Consider the following 21,656-nt stretch of genomic DNA (forward strand, 5'->3'; position numbering starts at 1 on the left):
CTCCGGGTTTCGCGAGGAGGACAAGTGAGCGTGCTGGAGGAGATCCTCGAAGGCGTCCGCGCCGACCTGGCCGATCGGCAGCAGGCGGTTTCGCTGGCGCAGCTCAAGGAGCGCGCGCAGCGGGCGCCCGCGCCTCGTGACGCCTACGCCGCCCTCGGCGGCGACCAGGTGGCGGTCATCGCGGAGGTGAAGCGCTCGAGCCCGTCGAAGGGGGCGCTGGCCGCGATCGCCGACCCCGCCGCGCTCGCCGGTGACTACGAGTCGGGCGGCGCCCACGTCATCAGCGTTCTCACCGAGCGGCGTCGCTTCGGCGGCAGCCTCGAGGACCTGGCCGCCGTACGCGCCGTGGTCGACATCCCGGTGCTGCGCAAGGACTTCGTCGTCACCTCCTACCAGCTGTGGGAGGCCCGCGCGTACGGCGCGGACCTGGTGCTGCTGATCGTGGCCGCGCTCGAGCAGAACGCGCTGGTCTCGCTCATCGAGCGGGCGGAGTCAATCGGGCTGACCCCGCTGGTCGAGGTGCACACCGAGGAGGAGCTCGACCGGGCCCTCGCCGCCGGAGCGAAGATCATCGGTATCAACGCGCGGAACCTCAAGACCCTTGAGGTGGACCGCGACGTGTTCGCCAAGCTGGCCCCGAAGATTCCGGAAGGCATCATCAAGATCGCCGAGTCGGGTGTGCGCGGCCCGCACGACCTGCTCGCCTACGCCAGGGCGGGCGCGGACGCCGTTCTGGTCGGCGAGAGCCTGGTCACCGGCAAGGACCCCAGGGCCGCCGTGGTCGACCTGGTAACCGCAGGCGCCCACCCCGCATCTCGACCCGAGGGGCAGTAAGCAGTGACAGCGACAGACGGCATCCTCCTCACCTCTGCGGACCTCGCGGGAAACGGTGTCCACGGCGACGACCCCGACGTCCACGGCAAGTTCGGCGTCTTCGGCGGACGTTACGTGCCCGAGGCGCTCATTCCGGCGCTCGACGAGGTGGCGGCCGAGTATGACAAGGCCAGGAACGACCTCGACTTCCTGCGCGAGTTCGACCACCTGCTGCGCACCTACGCGGGACGGCCGACCACGCTCACCGACGTGCCGCGCTTCTCTGAGCACGCGGGCGGCGCTCGGATCGTGCTGAAGCGCGAGGATCTGACCCACACCGGCGCACACAAGATCAACAATGTGCTCGGCCAGGCCCTGCTCACCAAGCGGCTCGGCAAGACCCGGGTGATCGCGGAGACGGGCGCGGGCCAGCACGGCGTCGCGACGGCGACCGCGGCCGCTCTGATGGGCCTGGAGTGCGTGATCTACATGGGGGCCGTCGACTGCGAGCGCCAGGCGCTCAACGTGGCCCGCATGAAGCTGCTCGGCGCGACCGTCGTCCCGGTCACCAACGGCAGCCAGACCCTCAAGGACGCCATCAACGAGGCCTTCCGCGACTGGGTCGCCAACGTCGACCACACGCACTACCTGTTCGGCACCATCGCCGGGCCGCACCCGTTCCCGGAGATCGTCCGCGACTTCGCCCGCATCATCGGCGTCGAGGCCCGGCGCCAGATGCTCGAGCTCACCGGCAGGCTCCCCGACGCGGTCGCCGCGGCGGTCGGCGGCGGCTCGAACGCGATCGGCATCTTCCACGCCTTCATCGAGGACCAGGGTGTCCAGCTGCACGGCTACGAGGCCGGTGGCCGAGGCCGCGAGACCGGCGAGCACGCCCTGACCCTCACCGAGGGCTCCGTCGGGGTCTTGCACGGCTCGCGCACCTACGTCCTGCAGGACGAGGAGGGCCAGACGATCGAGTCCCACTCGATCTCCGCCGGTCTTGACTATCCCGGCGTCGGCCCCGAGCACGCCTGGCTCAAGGACACCGGCCGTGCCTCCTACCACGGCATCACCGACGCCGAGGCCATGGAGGCCTTCGCCCTGCTCGCCAGGACCGAGGGCATCATCCCGGCCATCGAGTCCTCGCACGCGCTCGCCGGAGCCCTCAAGCTCGGCCGTGAGCTCGGCCCTGAGGCGATCATCCTGGTCAACCTCTCAGGCCGGGGCGACAAGGACATGGGCACCGCCATGAAGTACTTCAACCTCTGACGACCGACTTGCTTCCCCTCCGGCCCTCCGGAGGGGATGGAGGCCACGAACCGCAACGGAACCAACGATGACGACTCTTCAGACGGTGTTCGCCAAGGCGAAGGCGGACGATCGCGCCGCCCTCATCGGATACCTGCCCGCAGGCTTCCCCACGAAGGACGGCGCGATCGCGGCCGCCACCGCCATGGTCGAGGCCGGCTGCGATGTGATCGAGATCGGCCTGCCGTACTCCGATCCGCTCATGGACGGCCCGACGATCCAGGACGCCGTGCATCGGTCGCTGCTCAACGGCACCCGCATCGCCGACGTGCTGCGCACGGTCGAGGGCGTGGCCAAGACGGGCGCGGCCACGCTGGTGATGACCTACTGGAACCCGATCGACCGCTACGGCGCCGACCGGTTCGCCCGTGACCTGGCCGGCGCGGGCGGGGTCGGCACCATCACCCCCGACCTGACCCCCGAGGAGTCGGGGCCGTGGCGTGAGGCCAGCGCGAAGGCCGGAATCGACACCGTCTTCCTGGTGGCGCCGAGCTCCCCGGAGACGCGCATCAAGGCCGTCGCCGAGTGCTGCACCGGCTTCGTCTACGCCGCCTCGCTGATGGGCGTCACCGGGGCCCGCGAGTCGGTCGGCGAGGCCGCGGAGGGCCTGGTCGAGCGCACTCGCCCGCAGACCAGGCTGCCGGTCTGCGTCGGCCTCGGGGTCGGCACCGGCAAGCAGGCCGCGGAGGTCGCCCGCTACGCCGACGGCGTCATCGTGGGCTCGGCCTTCATCCGCCTCCTGCTGGACGCCCCCAGCGAGGCCGAGGGCCTGGCGGCGGTCCGCAAGCTGGGCGCCGAGCTGGCGGCGGGCGTGCGCGCCTGACCTTCTCGCTGAGACGTCCCGCTCCGCGGCACGTCCCGATCCGAGCCGAATGCGGCCGTCCTGACCGGACGGCCGCTTTTTTCGTGCCGTTCCGTGTCGTCCCGTGTCCCGGGGTGGCACGCTGTCTTGGGACGGAGCGACCGGCGGTATGCCGTACGGGGGCTCCGCCGCAGGTCGGGCGTACTCTGAAATATGTACTCTGAAAAGAAATACGCACTCTGAAAGTGCATTGCTCCCGGGAGTGAGCAGAACCCCTCCCGATCCACTCCGAACCTTCCCCCCATCGATCTGAAAACGCCGCGCGGGCCGTACTTCGGTTACGATTTCCCAGTTCACAGGGGCTCGGCCTGCCGATCACGCAGGTGGGGTGCCATGGACGGAACCGAGGCGGTCGTTGGATCAGAAGGGCGCGTGCCGGTGACGGAGGGGCCGAGGCGACGGCCGCGCGGCCGGTCCCGTGAACGGCACCTCAGGGGACTCCTCCCCGCCGGTTGACTTATCCGACGTTTATCCAGCACGTGATGGGGTTCCCCCCAGGGAACGCGCGTATCCGTTGAGGCCGGCCACGACGGAGGCCCGGAATGGGAGACGATGATGCTCGTGACTTCTGAGAAGCAGGCCCCCCCGAGGTCGCGCACCGCTAGTTCGACGCTACCCTGGGTAACGACCGTCTCGCGGTTGGTGCTGGCAGGCGTGCTTATTGTCGCAGGTTGGGGCAAGATCGGCACTCCCGTGCTCTCCGTGCAGTCGGTCAAGGCATACAAACTGCTTCCAGACTCGCTTGCCACGGTGGTCGGCTACGGCCTGCCCATCCTGGAGATCGTCATAGGGGTGTTGCTGGTTGTCGGACTGCTCACCCGTGTCGCGGGCGGCATCTCCGCGCTGCTCATGCTGGTGTTCGTCATCGGCATCGCCTCTGTGTGGGCGCGCGGGCTGCGGATCGACTGCGGCTGCTTCGGCGGCGGCGGCCAGCTCAAGCCAGGGGTCGAGCCCGACTACCTCATCGACATCCTGCGGGACTCCGGTCTCTTCGTCCTCGGCGTGGTCGTCACCTGGTTCGCGCCGGGACGGTTCGCGCTGGACTCCGCGCTCGGGCTCGCCCCGGAGCGGGAGCCGTACGACGACATGGAGGGCGACGAAGAGGAGCTACACGAACGGGAGAATCTCTGATGGGCAAGGCCGTACGGGAACAGTCGGTGCGTGACCGGATCAAGGCACAGCGCGAGGAGCAGCGGAAGAAGGACCGGCTCAGGCGGATCGCGACGGTCACGACCGTGGTGATCGTCGCACTCGGCGCCATCGGGGCCGGCTGGTGGTACGCCGCCAACGGCAGCAAGCCCGAGGAGGTCACCCAGGCGCTCGCACCGGTCACCGCCTCGGCGGACGGCTCCGTCGTGATGTCCGTCGCGGGCGTCGAGAAGCCGGTGCTGGACGTCTACGAGGACTTCCAGTGCCCCGCCTGTAGGGCGATGGAGGAGACCAGCGGAGCCACGATCAAGAACCTGGCGGCCGAGGGCAAGGTCAAGGTGGTCTACCACCCGATCACGATCTTCTCGCAGGATGTGAACAACGGCGTCACCCGGGGCAACTCCCTGCGTGCGGGGGCCGCCTCCCGCTGCATCCCCGGCGGCACCGCGTGGGCCAAGTTCCACGACAGGCTGTTCAAGGAGCAGCCCGCGGAGACCGTCGAGGGCTTCAAGCTGGACGACCTGGTCGCCTGGGGCAAGGAGGCGGGGGTCACCGCTGAGGGATTCGCCACGTGCGTGACCAGCCAGCAGAAGGCGCCGGAGCAGGCCGACTACAGCACCAAGATTCTGCAGGCCGCCGGGCTCAGCGGCACTCCGACGCTGAAGCTCAACGGCACCGAGATCGGCAACGACGTGGCCTTCAACCCCGCGGATCTTCGCAAAGCCGTTCTTGATGCCGCCAAGTAGCCCGCGACACGGTAACGTCACCTGACATGCCCCTCGCCTCGATTCCCAGCCCCTCCCAAGGGGTCTGGTACCTCGGTGTAATTCCCATCAGGGCCTACGCGCTGTGCATCGTGCTGGGCGTCATCGTCGCCGTCATCATCGGCGAACGCCGCTGGCGCGCCCGCGGCGGCGCGCCGGGCACGATCGTCGACCTCGCCGTATGGGCCGTACCGTTCGGCCTGGTCGGCGGGCGTCTCTACCACGTCATCACCGACTGGCAGCTCTATTTCGGGCCGGACGCCCCCCACACGCCGATCGAGGCGCTGTACATCTGGAACGGGGGACTGGGCATCTGGGGGGCCGTCGCGCTCGGTGCCCTGGGCGTGTGGTTCGGCTGCCGGAACCGGGGGATCTCGCTGTCGGCGGTCGCCGACACCGTGGCCCCCGGCATCGCGGTCGCCCAGGCCATCGGCCGCTGGGGCAACTACTTCAACCAGGAGCTGTTCGGCAGCCCGACGAACCTGCCGTGGGGCCTGGAGATCGACCCCGACAAGCCGGGCACGATAGCGGGCGTCTCCACCTACCACCCCACGTTCCTGTACGAGTCGCTCTGGGACCTGGGCCTGGCCTTCTTCCTGATCTGGGCGGGCCGCAGGTTCTCACTCAGGCACGCCCGGGTGTTCGCGCTCTACGTCGCCGGTTACACCCTGGGCCGTTTCTGGATTGAGGGCCTGCGGGTGGACAGCGCCCACCACATCCTCGGCCTGCGGCTCAACCAGTGGACCTCGATCGTGCTGTTCATTGGGGCGCTCGCCTACTTCTGGTACGCCAGGAACAAGACAGGTGAGGAGCGGGTCCAGGCGGCGGAGCCCGCCCTCGAGGCCGAGCACTCGGCGCACCCAGCCGACCCGGCGCACCCGGCCGACCAGGCTGACGAGCACGAGGCACGTGACGCGGCGGCCGGGACCTCGGAGGCCGCCCAGGAAAGCCCCGAGACGCCCGATCCGGCGCACCCGGCGGACCAGGCCGAAGAGGCTGCCGTGCAGGATGGGGGAGTGGCGCTCATGTCCGCGCTCGCCCACGACGGCGGGATCGATCCCGCGCACTCGTCGGACCAGGCAGACGAGGCCGAGACCGCCTCGGGCAGGGGTGTGGCGAGGAGCGAGCGCGGCACGTCCGGGGAGGGCGGCACGGCGTGAGCCGTGGCCGCCAACAAGGGGAAGAAAGAGAGACGATGAGCGAGGGCGAAGGGCGCGCCGAGATCCATCACGCCCACCGTGACGTCAACGGCGGGTGGCTGCGGCCGTCGGTTTTCGGGGCGATGGACGGGCTCGTCTCGAACTTCGCCCTGATCGCCGGTGTCGCGGGCGGTACGGCCAGCACCAAGGTCGTCGTGCTGGCCGGGATGGCGGGCCTCGCGGCAGGCGCGTTCTCCATGGCGGGCGGCGAGTACGTCTCGGTCGCCAGCCAGCGGGAGCTCGCCATCGCCGAGATCGACGTCGAGCGGCGCGAGCTCGAACGCCACCCTGAGGCCGAGCAGCGCGAGCTCGCCCAGCTCTACGAGTCGCGCGGCGTCCAGCCCGACCTGGCGGCCGAGGTGGCCAGGCAGATCTCCCTGAACCCCGCCAAGGCACTGGAGGTGCACGCCCGCGCCGAGCTCGGCGTCACCCCGGGGGACCTTCCCTCGCCCAAGGTCGCCGCGGTCTCCTCGTTCCTGTCCTTCAGCGTGGGCGCGGTCCTGCCGCTCCTGCCGTACCTCCTGGGGGTCACCAGCCTGGTCAGCTCGGCGGTCCTGTCCTGCCTTGCGCTGTTCGGGGCGGGCGCGCTGGTCTCCAGGGTCACCGCGCGCAGCTGGTGGTACAGCGGGCTGCGGCAGCTCGTCGTCGGTGTGGTCGCGGCGGGCCTGACCTTCGGCCTCGGCCACCTGCTCGGAGGAGGCGTGTGACCTCACCTTCCCCCTCCCCGCCCGCGCGCAAGCGCCGCCGCAGCTCCGCCAGGACGCAGCCCAAGAACATCGCCGCGCTGGAGGAGTGGGGCCTGAGCCCCGCCCAGCAACGGCTGCTGGTGATCGCCGGATCCGTGGCGGGCGTGCTGGTCGCCGCGGTCGTCCTCACCTTCGCGATCTCCGCGATCGGCAACGACTTCGTGCCCGAGCGGGCGACCGCCGCGGCCATCTCGACCCGGCCCAGGCCCGACACCTACAAGGGGTGGGTCTCGCCGAAGCTGTTCGCGCCCATCGAGCAGAACACGGCCGACCCGGCGCCGCTCACCCTGAAGGACGTCTTCGCCGAAAAAACCCTCAAAGAGGGCAAGGTCACGCTGAAACTGACCGAATCCAAGCTGGACGCCGGCTGCTCGGCGGTGATCTGGGGCCAGGAACTGGCGAGCCAGCTTGCCCAGGCGGGCTGCACCCAGGCACTGCGGGGCGCGTACACCAGCGCGGACGGCCGCTACATCGCCCAGTACACCCTGCTCAACCTGCGCGACACCACCGCGGCGGACGGGCTGGTCCAGTCGCTGACCGCGGGCTACCGGGGAGGCTGGGTCCAGGCGCTCGAGTCCGGCGGGATGCTCTTTCCCCCCGATGGCCACACCGAGGCCAGCGGCCACGCCATGGGCCACTACGCGGGCCTGGTCTGGATCGGCCGCGCCGACGGCGCGGACCCCGGCCAGAAGGACGACTTCGTCTCCCTGTCGCTGGCGGTCAGAGGCGCGGAGAAGGCCGTGTTCCGCCGCGTCGTTGCGGTGAGTCCCAGCGCCGCCCCCTCGTGACGCCTCAGCTCGCAGTAGGCTCATCGGTCATGCGCAAGTGGATCGCCGTCGTCGCCGTGCTCCTGGCCGCCGGGGCGGCCTTCCTGTGGTGGCGGAGCGGCGCGGACACCCCGCGACCGGCGACGTTCAGGGCCGAGCCGACCACGGCGCACTACGGCCCGATCGCCACCCGGGCCGCCGATCCCGCCCCGCTGACCGTCGAGGAGATCTTTCCCACCGGCTCGGTGAGCGCGGGCGGCACCACGCTCGCGAGCCAGGGGACCGAGGCGCTCACCGACTGCGCCGCAGCGGTGTGGGGCAGCGCGGAGCAGGCGGTCGCCGGATGCACCCAGGTGCTGCGCGCCCGCTACGCGACCCGGGACGGCCGGGTCCTCGGGCAATTCGTCATCTTCAACCTGGCCGACTCGGCCGCCGCGGACAGGCTTCTCGCGGCGTTCGGCCACGGCGGGTTCGTCCGGCCGGCCCCCGGAACCCCCGACGGCTTCGAGGGATCGCGAGGCTGGGCGCAGGCCCGCGCCCTCGGCCACTTCGTCACCGTCAGCTGGGTCGGCCCGGTCGGCGACAAGGGCGGGGGCGACCTCACCTACCCGCAGGTGGCCGTCGACAGCCCCAGCCTGCTGATCCAGCGCCGTCTGGTGCGCTGATCACTCGGCGGGCGCGGTGAGGGACCGCGCCACCGCGTCCCGCAGCCCCAGCAGCCGGTGGGCGGGCAGTTCCAGGACGGTGACGTCCTCCGCCCAGGGCGCGACGGCGGCGACGACCGCCCTGGCCTGCCTCTTGGTCAGATCGCCTCTGGCCTTGATGAGCGCCTCCCGCCAGGTGTTGGCGACCTTGCCGTGGGCGTTGTCCAGGATGCGGCGCAGGATCCGCTCCTCGCCGGTCTCCGGGAGCGGGAGCCGTGCCGCGTGCACGGTCCGGCCCTCGATGGTCAGCTCGTAGACGGGCGACAGCGGTTCGGTGGGGAGGCTCGCGGACGGCGTGGGCTGCGCAGCCAGCGTGACCTGGACGCGGCGGGCACGGGTCGCCAGTAGCAGCCGGGGCAGCGCCGCCTCGAGACCGGCGGGCACCGCTATCGCCACCTCGCCGGGATCGGTGGCGTACGGCTTGGCGAGCCAGGTCGACAAGCGGGCCCTGGGCACCTTCGGCAACACCTCCCCAGGCCAGTCGCCGACCAGCACCTCGGGTGTCCCGCCGGGAAGGGGCGCCGGCGCGGTCGAGCCTGCCGACTCGACCGCCTGGGGCCCCTGGGTGTAGATGGCGGCGCTCAGGCCGTCGACGCGGGCGGCGACGGCGGGCCAGGTCTTCGTGGTCGGCCGCAGGACGTACAGGTCGGCGGCGGACCCGATGGCCTCGGCGCCGAGATAGCGGTTGAAGTCGGGGTAGATCGCCTCGCTGACCAGATTGAGCTGTGACAGGGCCTGCTGCACCTTCAGGGCAAGCGCGGGGGTGCGCTCGCTGGCGCCGTACGCCAGCAGGATCCGGCCCTGCTCACGGTCGCGCAGGCCCTCGGCGGCGCGGGCGACGAACAGGCCGACACCCTCGGGCGTGTAGGGCGGGTCGGTGATCGCCAGATCGGCCCACGCGCGCGTCGAGGCGGGCAGGCCGAGGCGCAGGTCGGCCCAGCGGGTCCGCACGGGCAGGGCGAGCCGTTCCGCCTGCTCGGCGATGTAGCTGAGGATGCGCTCGTCGATGTCGGCCACGGTCACCTCGAGGCCGGGGTGCAGCGCCGCTGCGGCCAGCGAGGTGAGGTCGTGGTCGCCGACGCAGAGCAGCCGGGCGCCATCGAGCCAGAACCTGGCATCCAGCAGCAGCGCCCGCCTGACCACGGTCTCCGCGGTCGCCGACACGTGGTCCAGCGTGTGACGCCCCCGGGGCGCCTTGGCGATCAGCTCCTCCATCGTGGCGACCAGGGAGGCGTGCCCGGCGAGCAGGTGCGCGACCGGATCGGCGGGCGCAGCGGCGTGTACGGTCAGGCCCGGCAGCGGGGCCTTGAGCCTGAACCGGTCGCCGGAGCGCTCCAGGTCGGCCTCGCGCAGCAGGGCCTCGACGGCCCGCCGCGACGTCGCGGTCTCCCTGACCAGGTCGGCCAGGGTCCACCAGCGGCCCTCGCTCAGCGCGGCCAGTACCGCCCTCGGCCGCCTGCCGTCAACCCCCGCCCGTGCGAGGAGCTCCGCAATCGCTTCCATGGCCCAACCTTAGGGGCCCCGCCCGGAATGCCGCGCCTCGCGGCCGCGTTGACTGAAGTGGGCAAACCTATGCTAAATGGTCGCTATGCGGGCCGGGTAGGTAGGTTTCCGACGGGGTACGGTAATGTCTACCCACCACGCAGCAGGGCCAACGTCGTCCCTTTGCTTGATCCAAAGAAGCAAGACGACGGGAGGGATTCAATGCCTGCTGCCCACCTCGGCTTTCCCGAGCCTCAGGGCCTCTACCACCCCTCGAACGAGCACGACGCCTGTGGTGTCGCAATGGTCGCCGACGTGGCGGGACGCCGCAGTCACGACATCGTCGCCAAGGCCCTGATGGCCCTGTGCAACCTCGACCACCGGGGAGCCCAGGGGAGCGAGCCGGACACCGGTGACGGTGCCGGCATTCTCACGCAGATCCCCGACGCCTTCCTCCGCGCCGAGGCCGGCTTCCCGCTTCCCGAGGCGGGCTCCTACGCCGTGGGCACCGCCTTCCTGCCCGCTGACCCCGAGGCCCGCCAGATCGCGGTGCGGCTGATCGAGGAGATCGCGGCGGAGGAGGGGCTGACGGTCCTCGGCTGGCGCGACGTCCCGACCGACCCGACGCTCCCCGGGCCCAGCGCCCGCGCGGTGATGCCGTTCTTCGGGCAGCTCTTCGTGGCCTCCCCGAACGGCGAGAGCGGCCTCGAACTCGACAGGCTCGCCTTCTGCCTGCGCAAGCGGGCCGAGCACGAGGCGGACGTTTACTTCCCGTCGCTGAGCTCCAGGACGATCGTCTACAAGGGCATGCTCACCCCCGGCCAGGTGGAGCCGTTCTTCCCCGACCTGAGCGACGAGCGCTACGAGACCGCGATCTCGCTGGTCCACTCGCGCTTTTCGACCAACACCTTCCCCTCGTGGCCGCTGGCGCACCCCTACCGCTACATCGCCCACAACGGTGAGATCAACACGGTCAAGGGCAACCGCAACTGGATGCGCGCCCGCGAGGCCATGCTGAAGACCGCCGCGCTCCCCGGCGACCTGTCGCGCCTGTTCCCGATCTGCGACCCCGACGGCTCCGACACCGCCTCCTTCGACGAGACGCTGGAGCTGCTCCACCTCGCCGGCCGCAAGCTGCCCCACGCCGTGCTGATGATGATCCCCGAGGCGTGGGAGAGCAACACCGAGATGGACCCCGCGCGGCGGGCGTTCTACGAGTTCCACTCGACCCTCATGGAGGCGTGGGACGGCCCCGCCTCGATCACCTTCTCCGACGGCACCCTCGTCGGCGCGGTCCTCGACCGCAACGGCCTGCGTCCCGGCCGGTTCTGGGTCACCGCGGACGGTCTCGTCGTGCTCGCCTCGGAGGCGGGTGTCCTCGACATCGCCCCGCAGGACGTGGTCCGCAAGGGCCGCCTGCAGCCCGGCAGGATGTTCCTGATCGACACCGCGCGCGGCAAGATCATCGAGGACGACGAGATCAAGGCCGAGCTGGCCGCCGAGCTGCCCTACGCCGACTGGCTGCACGCGGGCCTCGTCCGCTTCGAGGAGCTGCCCGCCCGCTCGCGCGAGATCCCCACTCACGAGGCGCTGATCAAGCGGCAGCAGACCTTCGGCTACACCGAGGAGGAGCTGCGGATCATCCTGTCGCCGATGGCCACGACGGGAGCCGAGCCGATCGGCTCCATGGGCACCGACACCCCGGTCGCAGTCCTCAGCGACAAGCCCAGGCTGCTGTTCGACTACTTCAGCCAGCTGTTCGCGCAGGTCACCAACCCGCCGCTGGACGCCATCCGTGAGGAGCTCGTCACCTCCCTGGCCAGCACGCTCGGCCCGGAGGGCAACCTGCTCGACCCGGAGCCCGCCTCCTGCCGTCAGCTCGTGCTGCCCTACCCGGTGATCGACAACGAAGAGCTCGCCAAGATCATCCACATCAACGACGAGGGCGCCCTGCCGGGCTTTCGCCCGCACATCGTCTCCGGCCTCTACGAGGTCCGCGGCGGCGGCGAGGCACTGCTCCACCGTCTCGAGGAGATCCGTGCCGAGGTCTCCGCGGCGATCGAGGGCGGGGCGCGGATCATCGTGCTCTCCGACCGGGGCTCCTCGGACGTCCTGGCGCCCATCCCGTCGCTGATGCTCACCGGCGCGGTGCACCACCACCTCATCGCGGAGAAGACCCGCACCAGGGTCGGCCTGGTCATCGAGACCGGCGAGGCCCGTGAGGCCCACCACATGGCCCTGCTCATCGGCTATGGCGCGGGCGCGGTCAACCCCTATCTCGCCATCGAGACCGTGGAGGACATGATCACCTCCGGTGTCCTGGCGACCGAGCGGCACAAGGCCGTGCGCAACCTCATCAAGGCGTACGGCAAGGGCGTCCTGAAGGTCATGTCCAAGATGGGCGTGTCCACCGTCGCCTCCTACACCGGCGCGCAGATCTTCGAGGCGCTCGGCCTCGACGACGACGTCATCGGGGTCTGCTTCGCCGGAACCACCTCCCGCCTCGGTGGTATTGGCTTCGACGTCCTCGCCGAGGAGGTCGCGCTCCGCCACGGACGCGCCTACCCCCGCGTGGAGAACGCCCACCGGCGCCTTGAGGTCGGCGGCGAGTACCAGTGGCGCCGCGAGGGCGAGCCGCACCTGTTCAACCCCGAGACCGTCTTCAAGCTGCAGCACGCCACCCGCTCGCGCCGCTACGAGATCTTCAAGGAGTACACCTCCCTGGTCGACTCGCAGGCCGAGAGGCTGATGACGCTGCGCGGCCTGTTCACCCTCCGCGACGGGGTCCGCGAGCCGGTCCCGATCGACGAGGTCGAGCCGGTCAGCGAGATCGTCAAGCGCTTCTCGACCGGCGCCATGTCCTACGGCTCCATCTCGATGGAGGCGCACGAGACCCTCGCCATCGCGATGAACCGGCTCGGCGGCAAGTCCAACACCGGTGAGGGCGGCGAGGACCCGGAGCGGCTCTACGACCCCGCACGCCGCTCCGCCATCAAGCAGGTGGCCTCGGGCCGCTTCGGCGTCACCTCCGAGTACCTCGTCAACGCCGACGACCTGCAGATCAAGATGGCCCAGGGCGCCAAGCCCGGTGAGGGCGGCCAGCTGCCCGGCCACAAGGTCTACCCGTGGATCGCCAAGACCCGGCACTCGACCCCCGGCGTCGGCCTCATCTCGCCGCCGCCGCATCACGACATCTACTCCATCGAGGACCTCGCCCAGCTCATCCACGACCTGAAGAACTCCAACCCGGCCGCCCGCGTGCACGTCAAGCTCGTGGCCGAGGTCGGCGTCGGCACGGTCGCGGCGGGCGTGTCCAAGGCCCACGCCGACGTCGTGCTCATCTCCGGCCACGACGGCGGCACCGGCGCCTCCCCGCTCACCTCGCTCAAGCACGCGGGCGCCCCCTGGGAGCTCGGCCTCGCCGAGACCCAGCAGACGCTGCTGCTCAACGGGCTGCGCGACCGGATCGTCGTACAGGTCGACGGCCAGCTCAAGACCGGCCGCGACGTGATCGTCGCCGCGCTGCTCGGCGCCGAGGAGTACGGTTTCGCCACCGCCCCGCTGGTCGTCTCCGGCTGCGTGATGATGCGTGTCTGCCACCTGGACACCTGCCCGGTCGGCGTCGCCACCCAGAACCCCGAGCTGCGCAGGCGGTTCAGCGGCAAGCCCGAGTTCGTGGTCAACTTCTTCGAGTTCATCGCGCAGGAGATCCGCGAGTACCTCGCCGCGCTGGGCTTCCGCACTCTGGAGGAGGCCATCGGCCACGCGGAGCTGCTGGACACCACCCCGGCAGAGCACCACTGGAAGGCCGCCGGGCTCGACCTGGCACCGATCCTGCACCGGCCTGAGCTGCCCGAGGGCACCCCGCTGCGCCGTACCCAGGAGCAGGACCACGGCCTGGACAAGGCGCTCGACCACACCTTGATCCAGCTCGCCGAGGGGGCCCTCGAGCAGGGCGACCGGGTCACGCTGGAGCTGCCCATCCGCAACGTCAACCGCACGGTCGGCACCATGCTCGGGCACGAGGTGACCAAGCGGTACGGCGGAGCCGGGCTGCCGGACGACACCATCGACGTCCGCTTCACCGGCTCGGCGGGCAACTCCTTCGGCGCCTTCGTGCCCAGGGGCATCACGCTGCGCCTGACCGGCGACGCCAACGACTACCTCGGCAAGGGCCTGTCCGGCGGCAGGATCACCGTCCAGCCGTACGACGAGGCCCCGCTCGACGGCCACATCATCGCGGGCAACGTCGGCCTGTACGGCGCGACCTCCGGTGAGGCGTTCATCCGCGGCGTCGTCGGGGAGCGGTTCTGCGTCCGCAACTCCGGCGCGACCGCCGTCGTCGAGGGCGTCGGCGACCACGGCTGCGAGTACATGACGGGCGGCAAGGCCATCGTCCTCGGCCCGACGGGCCGCAACTTCGCCGCGGGCATGTCCGGCGGCGTCGCCTACCTGCTCGACCTCGACACCGCGCGGGTCAACCGCGAGATGGTCGAGATCGAGGAGCTCGACGAGGCCGACTCTGAGGCGCTGCGGGAGATCGTCGAGGCGCACCTGACGGAGACCGGCTCCACGGTCGCCAAGGCGCTCCTGGCCGACTGGGACCCGGCCCGCTTCAGCAAGATCATGCCGACCGACTACAAGCGGGTGCTGCGCGCGGCGGAGGCCGCCCGGCTCGAGGGCCGTGACATCGACGAGGCGGTCATGACGGCCGCGGTCCAGGGATAAGGGGGGTACACCGATGGCTGACCCGAAGGGTTTCCTCACTCACGGACGCGAGCTGCCCGGCCGCCGCCCGGTCGACGTGCGCATCCGCGACTGGCGGGAGGTCTACCAGGACTTCCCCAAGCCCGCCCTGACCAAGCAGGCCGCCCGCTGCATGGACTGCGGCATCCCGTTCTGCCACAACGGTTGCCCGCTGGGCAACCTCATCCCCGAGTGGAACGACCTGGTCTACCGCGACGACTGGCGCGAAGCCGTCGAGCGCCTGCACGCCACCAACAACTTCCCCGAGTTCACCGGGCGCCTGTGCCCGGCGCCCTGCGAGGCGGCCTGTGTGCTGGGCATCAACTCGGACCCAGTGGCGATCAAGCGCGTCGAGGTTGAGATCATCGACCGTGCCTTCGACGAGGGCTGGGTGACCCCGCAGATCCCGGCCTCGAAGACCGGCAAGCGGGTCGCGGTCGTCGGCTCCGGTCCCGCGGGCCTGGCCGCCGCCCAGCAGCTCACCAGGGCCGGGCACGACGTGGTGGTGTTCGAGCGCGCCGACCGGATCGGCGGCCTGCTCCGCTACGGCATCCCCGAGTTCAAGATGGAGAAGCGGCACATCGACCGCAGGCTCGCGCAGATGCGGGCCGAGGGCACCGAGTTCCGCACCGGAGTCAACGTCGGCGTCGACATCACCGCGGCCCGGCTCCGCGAGGAGTTCGACGCCGTCGTCCTGGCGGGCGGCGCGACCCAGTGGCGGGAACTGCCCGTCGCCGGGCGCGACCTGAAGGGCATCCACCAGGCGATGGAGTACCTCCCGCCGTCCAACAAGGTTCAGGAGGGCGACTACCCGGTCTCGCCGATCAACGCCGAGGGCAAGCACGTCGTGGTGATCGGCGGCGGCGACACCGGCGCGGACTGCATCGGCACCGCGATCCGCCAAGGGGCCGCGTCGGTCACCCAGCTGGAGATCATGCCCCAGCCCCCGGCGGAACGCCCGGGAAGCCAGCCGTGGCCCACCTTCCCCATCCTGTTCAAGATGGAGAGCGCCCACGAGGAACTGGCCGACGGTGGCGGCGACCGTGTCTACGCGGTCTCGACCACCGAGTTCGTCGGGGACGCCGACGGCAACGTCAGGGCGCTGCGCCTGGCCGAGGTCGAGGGCCCCGCGACCGGCTTCAAGCCGATCCCCGGCACCGAGCGCGAGATTCCCGCGGAGCTGGTCACCCTGTCGATGGGCTTCGTCGGCCCGGAGAAGGCGGGCCTGCTCGAGGAACTGGCCTCGATCGCCGAGGGTGACTTCTTCGACGCGCGGGGCAACGTCGTCAGGGACAGGGACTACACGTCGCGGGTCGACGGCGTCTTCGTCGCCGGGGACGTCGGCCGCGGCCAGTCGCTGATCGTCTGGGCGATCGCCGAGGGCCGATCGGCCGCCGCGGCCGTCGACCGCCACCTCACCGGCCAGACGGCCCTGCCGGTGGCGATCCCGCCCACCGCCCGGCCCCTGGTCTGATCACGAGCAGATGTTTCCGGTACGGCTTCCGCCTGCCGTACCGGAAACATCGGTCAAATGCTGATCAGGTTGCTTTGCCAGTTATATGGCTGAAGGATGATTCTCCGGGTCTGACAGACACGGAGGATCGATGAATCGCTGGAGCAAACGCCTGGCGGGAGCGGCGACCGCGACCGTCATCACCGCGGCCCTCACCACCGGCACCCCCGCCGGCGGAGCCGCGGCGGAGGGCACAGGCCTCCGCGACTACCTGGTCTTCTACACCCACGGCGCCCAGGCCAGAGCCGTCGACGCCATCAGGGCCGGCGGCGGCGTCCCGCTGTCCACCGAGCCGAAACTCGGCTACGTCATCGCCAGAGGCCCCGGCATCCGCTTCGCCGAGGCCCTCGCGGACAACGAGGCCGTCGCGGGCATCTCCTCCGACCGCAGGGTCGGCTACGCGACCTCGACCCCCGCCACCGGCGTCAACGCCTCCGACATCCGGACCCTCAGCCTCCCCGGAGCCGAACCCCTCGCCGGACGGCAGTGGGACATGAAGATGATCGGCGCCACCGCCGCAGGCTCCTACGCCACCGCCCCCGGCGACAAGAAGGTGCTGGTCGGCGTCATCGACACCGGCATCGACGGGAAACACCCCGACATCGCACCGAACTTCAACCGCGCCCTCAGCCGCAACTTCGTGACCGACAAGCCCAAGGACCCCAACGGCAAGGAATTCGACGGCCCCTGCGAGTTCAAGGGCTGCAAGGACCCCGCAGACTGGGACGACGACGGCCACGGCACCCACGTGGCCAGCACCATCGCCTCCCCGATCAACGGCCTGGGCATCGCGGGCGTCGCCCCCCGCGTCTCCCTCGTCAACCTCCGCGCGGGCCAGGACGCGGGCGTGTTCTTCCTCAAACCCAGCCTCGACGCCCTCACCTACGCCGCGGACAACGGCATCGACGTGGTCAACATGAGCTACTACGTCGATCCCTGGCTGTTCAACTGCAAGGCCAACCCCCGCGACTCCACAGCGGAACAGCTCGAACAGCGCGGCATCATCACCGGCATGCAACGCGCCCTCGACTACGCCCGCGAACACGGCGTCACCCTGATCAGCGCGATCGGCAACGAGGGGACTGACCTCGGCAAGCCGAGAGCCGACCTCACCAGCCCCGACTACCCCCTCGACTCGCAACGCCTGCGCAAGATCGACAACTCCTGCCTCAACGTCCCCGCCGAGTCCAAGGGCGTCATCTCGATCTCGGCTCTCGGCCCGAGCGGGCGCAAGGCCTCCTACTCCGACTACGGCATCGAACAGACCGACCTGTCGGCCCCCGGCGGCGACGGCAACGACGGCGGAGCCGATCCGGACGTCACCCGGACCGTCCTGGCCGCCGCCCCCGAGCACATGCTCCGCGCCAAGGGCCTGATCGGCGCGAACGGCGAGCCACGAAGCTCCTCCGTCGTCCGCGACTGCCACGAGGGAACCTGCGCCTACTACCAGTACCTCGCGGGCAGCTCCATGGCCGCCCCGCACGCCACCGGCGTCGCCGCCATCCTCATCAGCCGCTTCGGCAAACCCGCGAAGGACGGCCTCACCATGCCCCCCGCGGACGTCCAGCGCCTGCTCTACGCCACCGCGACCCGCAAACCCTGCCCGACCCCGCGCAGATACGCCTACCACACCTCGGGAGACGAGACCGTCCACACCTGCGAGGGGTCCACATCCCGCAACGGCTTCTACGGCCACGGCATCGTCAACGCGGCCAAGGCCGCCACCACCAGCCGCTGAAACCCCCGGGGCACGGTGACCGCCGTGCCCCGAGGGACATCGTGGTCACCGCCCTACGCGCCGCACCGGCGCAGGTCGGTGACACCGTCCAGCGCGACCGGGGAGCAGTTCTCCTCGATCCAGGCCAGCCGCGGATCGGACTCCGCCCCCTGACCGGTGAAGCCCGACAGCTGGACGAACCGCAGATCACCGCCCGCGACCAGGCGCTTGAGCTCCTCCAGGCCCACCGCCTGGTCCGTCGCGTTGTAGCCGCCCATCGCGACCACGTCCCCGCCCGTCGCGATGATGTACGGCGCGGCACCGGTCGCCGACAGCGTCGCCAGCAGGATCCTGGCCCCGTCCCGCCTCGCGGTGACGTACTCCAGCACGTCGCGCTGCCCGGCCGTCAACGTCCCGGTCGCCACCCCCCAGGTCGACAGACCGCCGCCCCGCGACCCGCCGCCCGCACCGGTACGGCCCCCGCCCGCACCGGCACCGCCCGGCCCCCCGCTCCCCGGCACCCCGGTGCCTGAGCCGTCCATTCCGGGACCGCCGCCCGGCCCCGGGCCGCCCGCCTGGAAAGAACCACCGGACACGGCCCCGCCCCCCGGACCACGACCCCCGTCACCCGGGCCCCCACGCCCCGGGCCACCCGCCCAGGCCCCGCCTCCCCGCCCCGGCCCACCGCCGCCGAACCCCGCCTCAGGCCCGGCCGCAGGATTCACCCCGCCCATGCCACCGGGCCCGTCGAGAGGCTCGGCCGCCGACCACGCCGCGGGCGCGACCAGCACCGCCACCGCCGCCACCACCGCGGAGACCACCGAGAAACGCCGGGACAGGCCACGGAAGACCCGCGGCGACAACCGCCCGGCCAGCAGCCCGGCGACACCCAGCGCCCCCGCGACCCCGGCCAGCGGAGCCAGCCACGGCAGCCAGTCCGGCGTCCGCCGCACCACGACCACGGCCCACAGCGCGGACACGCCGACCGCCGCGGGCAGCAACACCCACGCCCACCCCGCAGGCCGAAGATAGAGCCGCCACATCGTCACCGCGCCCGCCCCCGCGACCGCCGCGACCGCCGGGCCGAGCTGCGTCGTGTAGTACGGATGGAAGATCCCCTCGGCGAAGCTGAAAACCGCCCAGCACAGCACCAGCCAGCCGCCCCACAGCACCCAGCCCGCCGCATCCCGCCTGTCCGCTCCTGCCCCCGCGGTCCCCTCGGCCCCCCTCCCGCGCACCACCATCGTGACGACCACCGCCACCGCCCCCACCAGGCAGAACGGCAGCAACCAGCTGATCTGTCCCGCCACCTGCTCGTTGAACATCCGGCCCAGGCCCGCCTCCCCGCCCATGCTCGGCCCCGCGTTCCCCAGCCCCGTCCCCGCGCCGTCACGCGTTCCCAGCAGCCGCCCCAGGCCGTTGTAACCGACCACCAGATCCCACGCGCCGCCGTCCCTGCTCCCTCCCACGTACGGCTTCGCCCCCGGCCACACGTCGACCGCGACCACCCACGCCAGCGACGTCACCAGCATCACCGCCCCCGCGACCGCCGCCGCCCACAGCCGCCGCCACGAGACCCCGGCCACCAGCCACGCCCCCAGCAGTGCGGGAACCACCACCCACGCCTGCACCATCTTCACCGTGAACGCCAGCCCCACGAACGCGCCCGCCGCCACCAGCCAGCGCGCCCGGCCACCCTGCACCGCCCGCGTCACCGCGTAGGCCGCGCACACCAGCGACAACACCAGCAACGTGTCGGGATTGTCGTTCCGGTTCACCGCGACCGTGATCGGCGTCAACGCCAGCACCACCGCCGAGATCGACGCCGCCGCAGGACCGGCCCAGCGCACGACCGCCCGGTGCAGCACGACGACCGCCAGCACCCCCTCGACCACCTGCGGCACGATCAGCGCCCAGCCGTGATACCCGAAAACCCGCACCGAAAGGGCCTGCACCCACAACGCGCCCGGCGGCTTGTCCACCGTCGAGACTCCCAGCGGGTCGAACGCCCCGAAGAAGAAGTTCGACCAGCTCATGCTCATCGAGCGGACCGCCGCCGCGTAGTAGGAGTTGCCGAACTCCACCGAGCCGAGCGCCCAGCCGTACAACACCCCGGCCAGCCCGCACGCCGCGACCAGCACCCACCTCGACCACCGCGGTTCCCTGCGCACATCCATGCGCCACACCCTTGAGCGGCCGCCTCAACACCCCCTTGGCGCTCGATGAGGATCCGATGAGAACACCCCGGAGAAAACCGCCGGACCGCCCCCGAGTCCCGCTCCACGCCCCTCAGACGCCACCCGGCCCCCGCGCAAGGATCCGTTCACTCCCCGCGGGCCGCGACGGTAACGTGATGTCACCGAGTTTTTCATCCCCGCTCCGGACCAACGTAACGACCAAGTGGTCTGTACCAATTAGGGTGGGACCCGTGACTCGTCGCGCAAAAATCGTCTGTACTCTCGGCCCCGCCACCTCCTCCCCGGAACGCCTCCGCGAGCTCATAGCCGCAGGCATGGACGTGGCTCGTTTCAACCTCAGCCACGGCAGCCACGAGCTGCACAAGGAGGTCTACGACAGGGTGAGGGAGGTCGCCGCCGAGCTCGGCCGCGGCGTAGGCGTGCTCGCCGACCTGCAGGGTCCCAAGATCCGCGTCGGCAAGTTCGAGGAAGGCCCCGTCCGCCTCGGCTTCGGCGACGTCTTCACCATCACCACCGAAGACGTCCCCGGCGACCGCGAACAGGTCTCCACCACCTACCTCGGCCTCCACAAGGACGTCCGCCCCGGCGACAGCATCCTCGTCGACGACGGACGCGTCCACCTGGAGGTCACCCGCGTCGACGGCCCCCGCGTCACCACCCGCGTGATCATCGGCGGCATGATCTCCGACAACAAGGGCCTCAACCTGCCCGGCGTCAACGTCAGCGCCCCCGCGCTCACCGACAAGGACGAGACCGACCTCCGCTGGGCCCTGCGCACCGGATTCGACCTCATCGCCCTCTCCTTCGTCCGCCGCCCCTCGGACGCCGACGTCGTGCGCAACATCATGGAACAGGAGGCCGTCCGCCTCCCGCTGCTCGCCAAGATCGAGAAGCCTCAGGCCGTCGAGCGGCTCCCCGAGATCATCGAGGCCTTCGACGGCATCATGGTCGCCCGCGGCGACCTCGGCGTCGAGCTGCCCCTCGAGGACGTGCCGATCGTCCAGAAGCGAGCCATCGAGCTCTGCCGCGAGAAGGCCCGCCCCGTCATCGTCGCCACCCAGATGCTCGACTCGATGATCTCCGCTCCGCGCCCGACCCGCGCCGAGGCCTCCGACGTCGCCTACGCCGTCATGGACGGCGCCGACGCCGTCATGCTCTCCGGCGAGACCTCGGTCGGCAACTACCCCATCGAGGCAGTGCAGACCATGAGCCGCATCGCGTTCGCGGCCGAGAGAACCTCACTGCAGGCCACCCACAGCCTCGACCGGCTGCCGGAGACCACCGGCGGCGCCATCGCCCGCGCCGCGGCCGAGGTCGGCGCCATCGTCGGAGCCAAGGCCCTCGTCGCGTTCACCATGTCCGGCGAGACCGCCCGCCGCCTGGCCCGTTACCGCTCGCCGATCCCGCTGCTCGCCTTCACCTCCGCCCCCCACGTCCGCAACCAGCTCGCGCTGACCTGGGGCGTGGAGACCTTCGAGGTGCCCTTCGTCCACCACACCGACGACATGGTCCGCCAGGTCGAGGCCTCCCTGCTGGCCAACGCCCGCCTGGAGAAGGGCGACAAGGTCGTCATCGTCGCCGGGTCCCCTCCCGGCACCGCGGGCTCAACCAACGCCCTGCGCGTCCACACCATCGGCGCGGCCGTCTCCCACCCCGCCTGATCCCGGCCCCATCGGGTACGGCAGCTC

At 71.0% G+C, this 21,656-nt stretch carries 15 protein-coding genes; 13 read left to right on the top strand and 2 right to left on the bottom strand.

The window, feature by feature from the left end; all coding sequences use genetic code 11:
• Positions 1-24: 24 nt before the first annotated feature.
• The 9 genes from trpC to AB0395_RS07605 all read left to right on the top strand — a co-directional run bounded on the left by trpC (position 25) and on the right by AB0395_RS07605 (position 8,273).
• Positions 25-834 carry an indole-3-glycerol phosphate synthase TrpC gene (gene trpC / locus AB0395_RS07565; RefSeq protein ID WP_366277994.1) on the top strand — a complete coding sequence of 270 codons (810 nt, stop codon included), beginning with the start codon at positions 25-27 and terminating at the stop codon, positions 832-834.
• A gap of 3 nt (positions 835-837) precedes the next feature.
• Positions 838-2,082: a tryptophan synthase subunit beta gene (gene trpB, locus AB0395_RS07570; RefSeq protein ID WP_366277996.1), complete on the top strand. Its 1,245-nt coding sequence runs from the start codon at positions 838-840 to the stop codon at positions 2,080-2,082.
• A 67-nt stretch (positions 2,083-2,149) separates the two neighbouring features.
• On the top strand, positions 2,150-2,944 hold the full coding sequence (gene trpA / locus AB0395_RS07575; RefSeq protein WP_366277998.1) for a tryptophan synthase subunit alpha: 795 nt from the start codon (positions 2,150-2,152) through the stop codon (positions 2,942-2,944).
• Positions 2,945-3,538: 594 nt separating this feature from the next.
• Entirely contained in the window at positions 3,539-4,114 is a 576-nt protein-coding gene (locus AB0395_RS07580; protein ID WP_366278000.1) for a DoxX family protein, read from the top strand.
• Positions 4,114-4,878 carry a thioredoxin domain-containing protein gene (locus AB0395_RS07585; RefSeq protein ID WP_366278002.1) on the top strand — a complete coding sequence of 255 codons (765 nt, stop codon included), beginning with the start codon at positions 4,114-4,116 and terminating at the stop codon, positions 4,876-4,878. The genes AB0395_RS07580 and AB0395_RS07585 overlap by 1 nt, the downstream gene beginning before the upstream one ends.
• A 26-nt stretch (positions 4,879-4,904) precedes the next feature.
• On the top strand, positions 4,905-6,056 hold the full coding sequence (gene lgt, locus AB0395_RS07590; RefSeq protein ID WP_366278003.1) for a prolipoprotein diacylglyceryl transferase: 1,152 nt from the start codon (positions 4,905-4,907) through the stop codon (positions 6,054-6,056).
• Between the two features lie 35 nt (positions 6,057-6,091).
• Positions 6,092-6,802, top strand: coding sequence for a VIT1/CCC1 transporter family protein (locus tag AB0395_RS07595; protein ID WP_366278005.1), 711 nt, complete (start codon positions 6,092-6,094; stop codon positions 6,800-6,802).
• Positions 6,799-7,629 carry a hypothetical protein gene (locus AB0395_RS07600; RefSeq protein WP_366278007.1) on the top strand — a complete coding sequence of 277 codons (831 nt, stop codon included), beginning with the start codon at positions 6,799-6,801 and terminating at the stop codon, positions 7,627-7,629. The genes AB0395_RS07595 and AB0395_RS07600 overlap by 4 nt, the downstream gene beginning before the upstream one ends.
• A gap of 29 nt (positions 7,630-7,658) precedes the next feature.
• A complete protein-coding gene (locus AB0395_RS07605) occupies positions 7,659-8,273 on the top strand; it encodes a hypothetical protein (protein ID WP_366278009.1) in 615 nt (204 codons plus the stop codon).
• On the opposite strand, the gene AB0395_RS07610 is transcribed toward AB0395_RS07605, so the two are convergent.
• Positions 8,274-9,815, bottom strand: a complete 1,542-nt coding sequence (locus tag AB0395_RS07610; protein ID WP_366278011.1) for a bis-aminopropyl spermidine synthase family protein — start codon at positions 9,813-9,815, stop codon at positions 8,274-8,276.
• Between the two features lie 201 nt (positions 9,816-10,016).
• On the opposite strand from AB0395_RS07610, the gene gltB reads away from it, so the two are divergent.
• The 3 genes from gltB to AB0395_RS07625 all read left to right on the top strand — a co-directional run bounded on the left by gltB (position 10,017) and on the right by AB0395_RS07625 (position 17,791).
• Positions 10,017-14,522 (top strand): glutamate synthase large subunit, encoded by a 4,506-nt coding sequence (gltB, locus tag AB0395_RS07615; protein WP_366278012.1) that lies wholly within the window; start codon positions 10,017-10,019, stop codon positions 14,520-14,522.
• Positions 14,523-14,535: 13 nt separating this feature from the next.
• Entirely contained in the window at positions 14,536-16,014 is a 1,479-nt protein-coding gene (locus AB0395_RS07620) for a glutamate synthase subunit beta (RefSeq protein ID WP_366278014.1), read from the top strand.
• A gap of 130 nt (positions 16,015-16,144) precedes the next feature.
• A complete protein-coding gene (locus AB0395_RS07625) occupies positions 16,145-17,791 on the top strand; it encodes a S8 family serine peptidase (protein ID WP_366278016.1) in 1,647 nt (548 codons plus the stop codon).
• Positions 17,792-17,844: 53 nt separating this feature from the next.
• On the opposite strand, the gene AB0395_RS07630 is transcribed toward AB0395_RS07625, so the two are convergent.
• The gene (locus tag AB0395_RS07630) at positions 17,845-19,947 is read right to left on the bottom strand and encodes a glycosyltransferase family 39 protein (RefSeq protein WP_366278017.1); all 2,103 of its coding nucleotides are present in this window, start codon (positions 19,945-19,947) and stop codon (positions 17,845-17,847) included.
• Positions 19,948-20,198: 251 nt separating this feature from the next.
• On the opposite strand from AB0395_RS07630, the gene pyk reads away from it, so the two are divergent.
• The gene (gene pyk / locus AB0395_RS07635) at positions 20,199-21,629 is read left to right on the top strand and encodes a pyruvate kinase (protein ID WP_366278019.1); all 1,431 of its coding nucleotides are present in this window, start codon (positions 20,199-20,201) and stop codon (positions 21,627-21,629) included.
• Positions 21,630-21,656 lie beyond the last annotated feature (27 nt).

It is taken from the genome of Streptosporangium sp. NPDC051023, assembly GCF_040689595.1.
Classification (GTDB): Bacteria; Actinomycetota; Actinomycetes; order Streptosporangiales; family Streptosporangiaceae; genus Streptosporangium.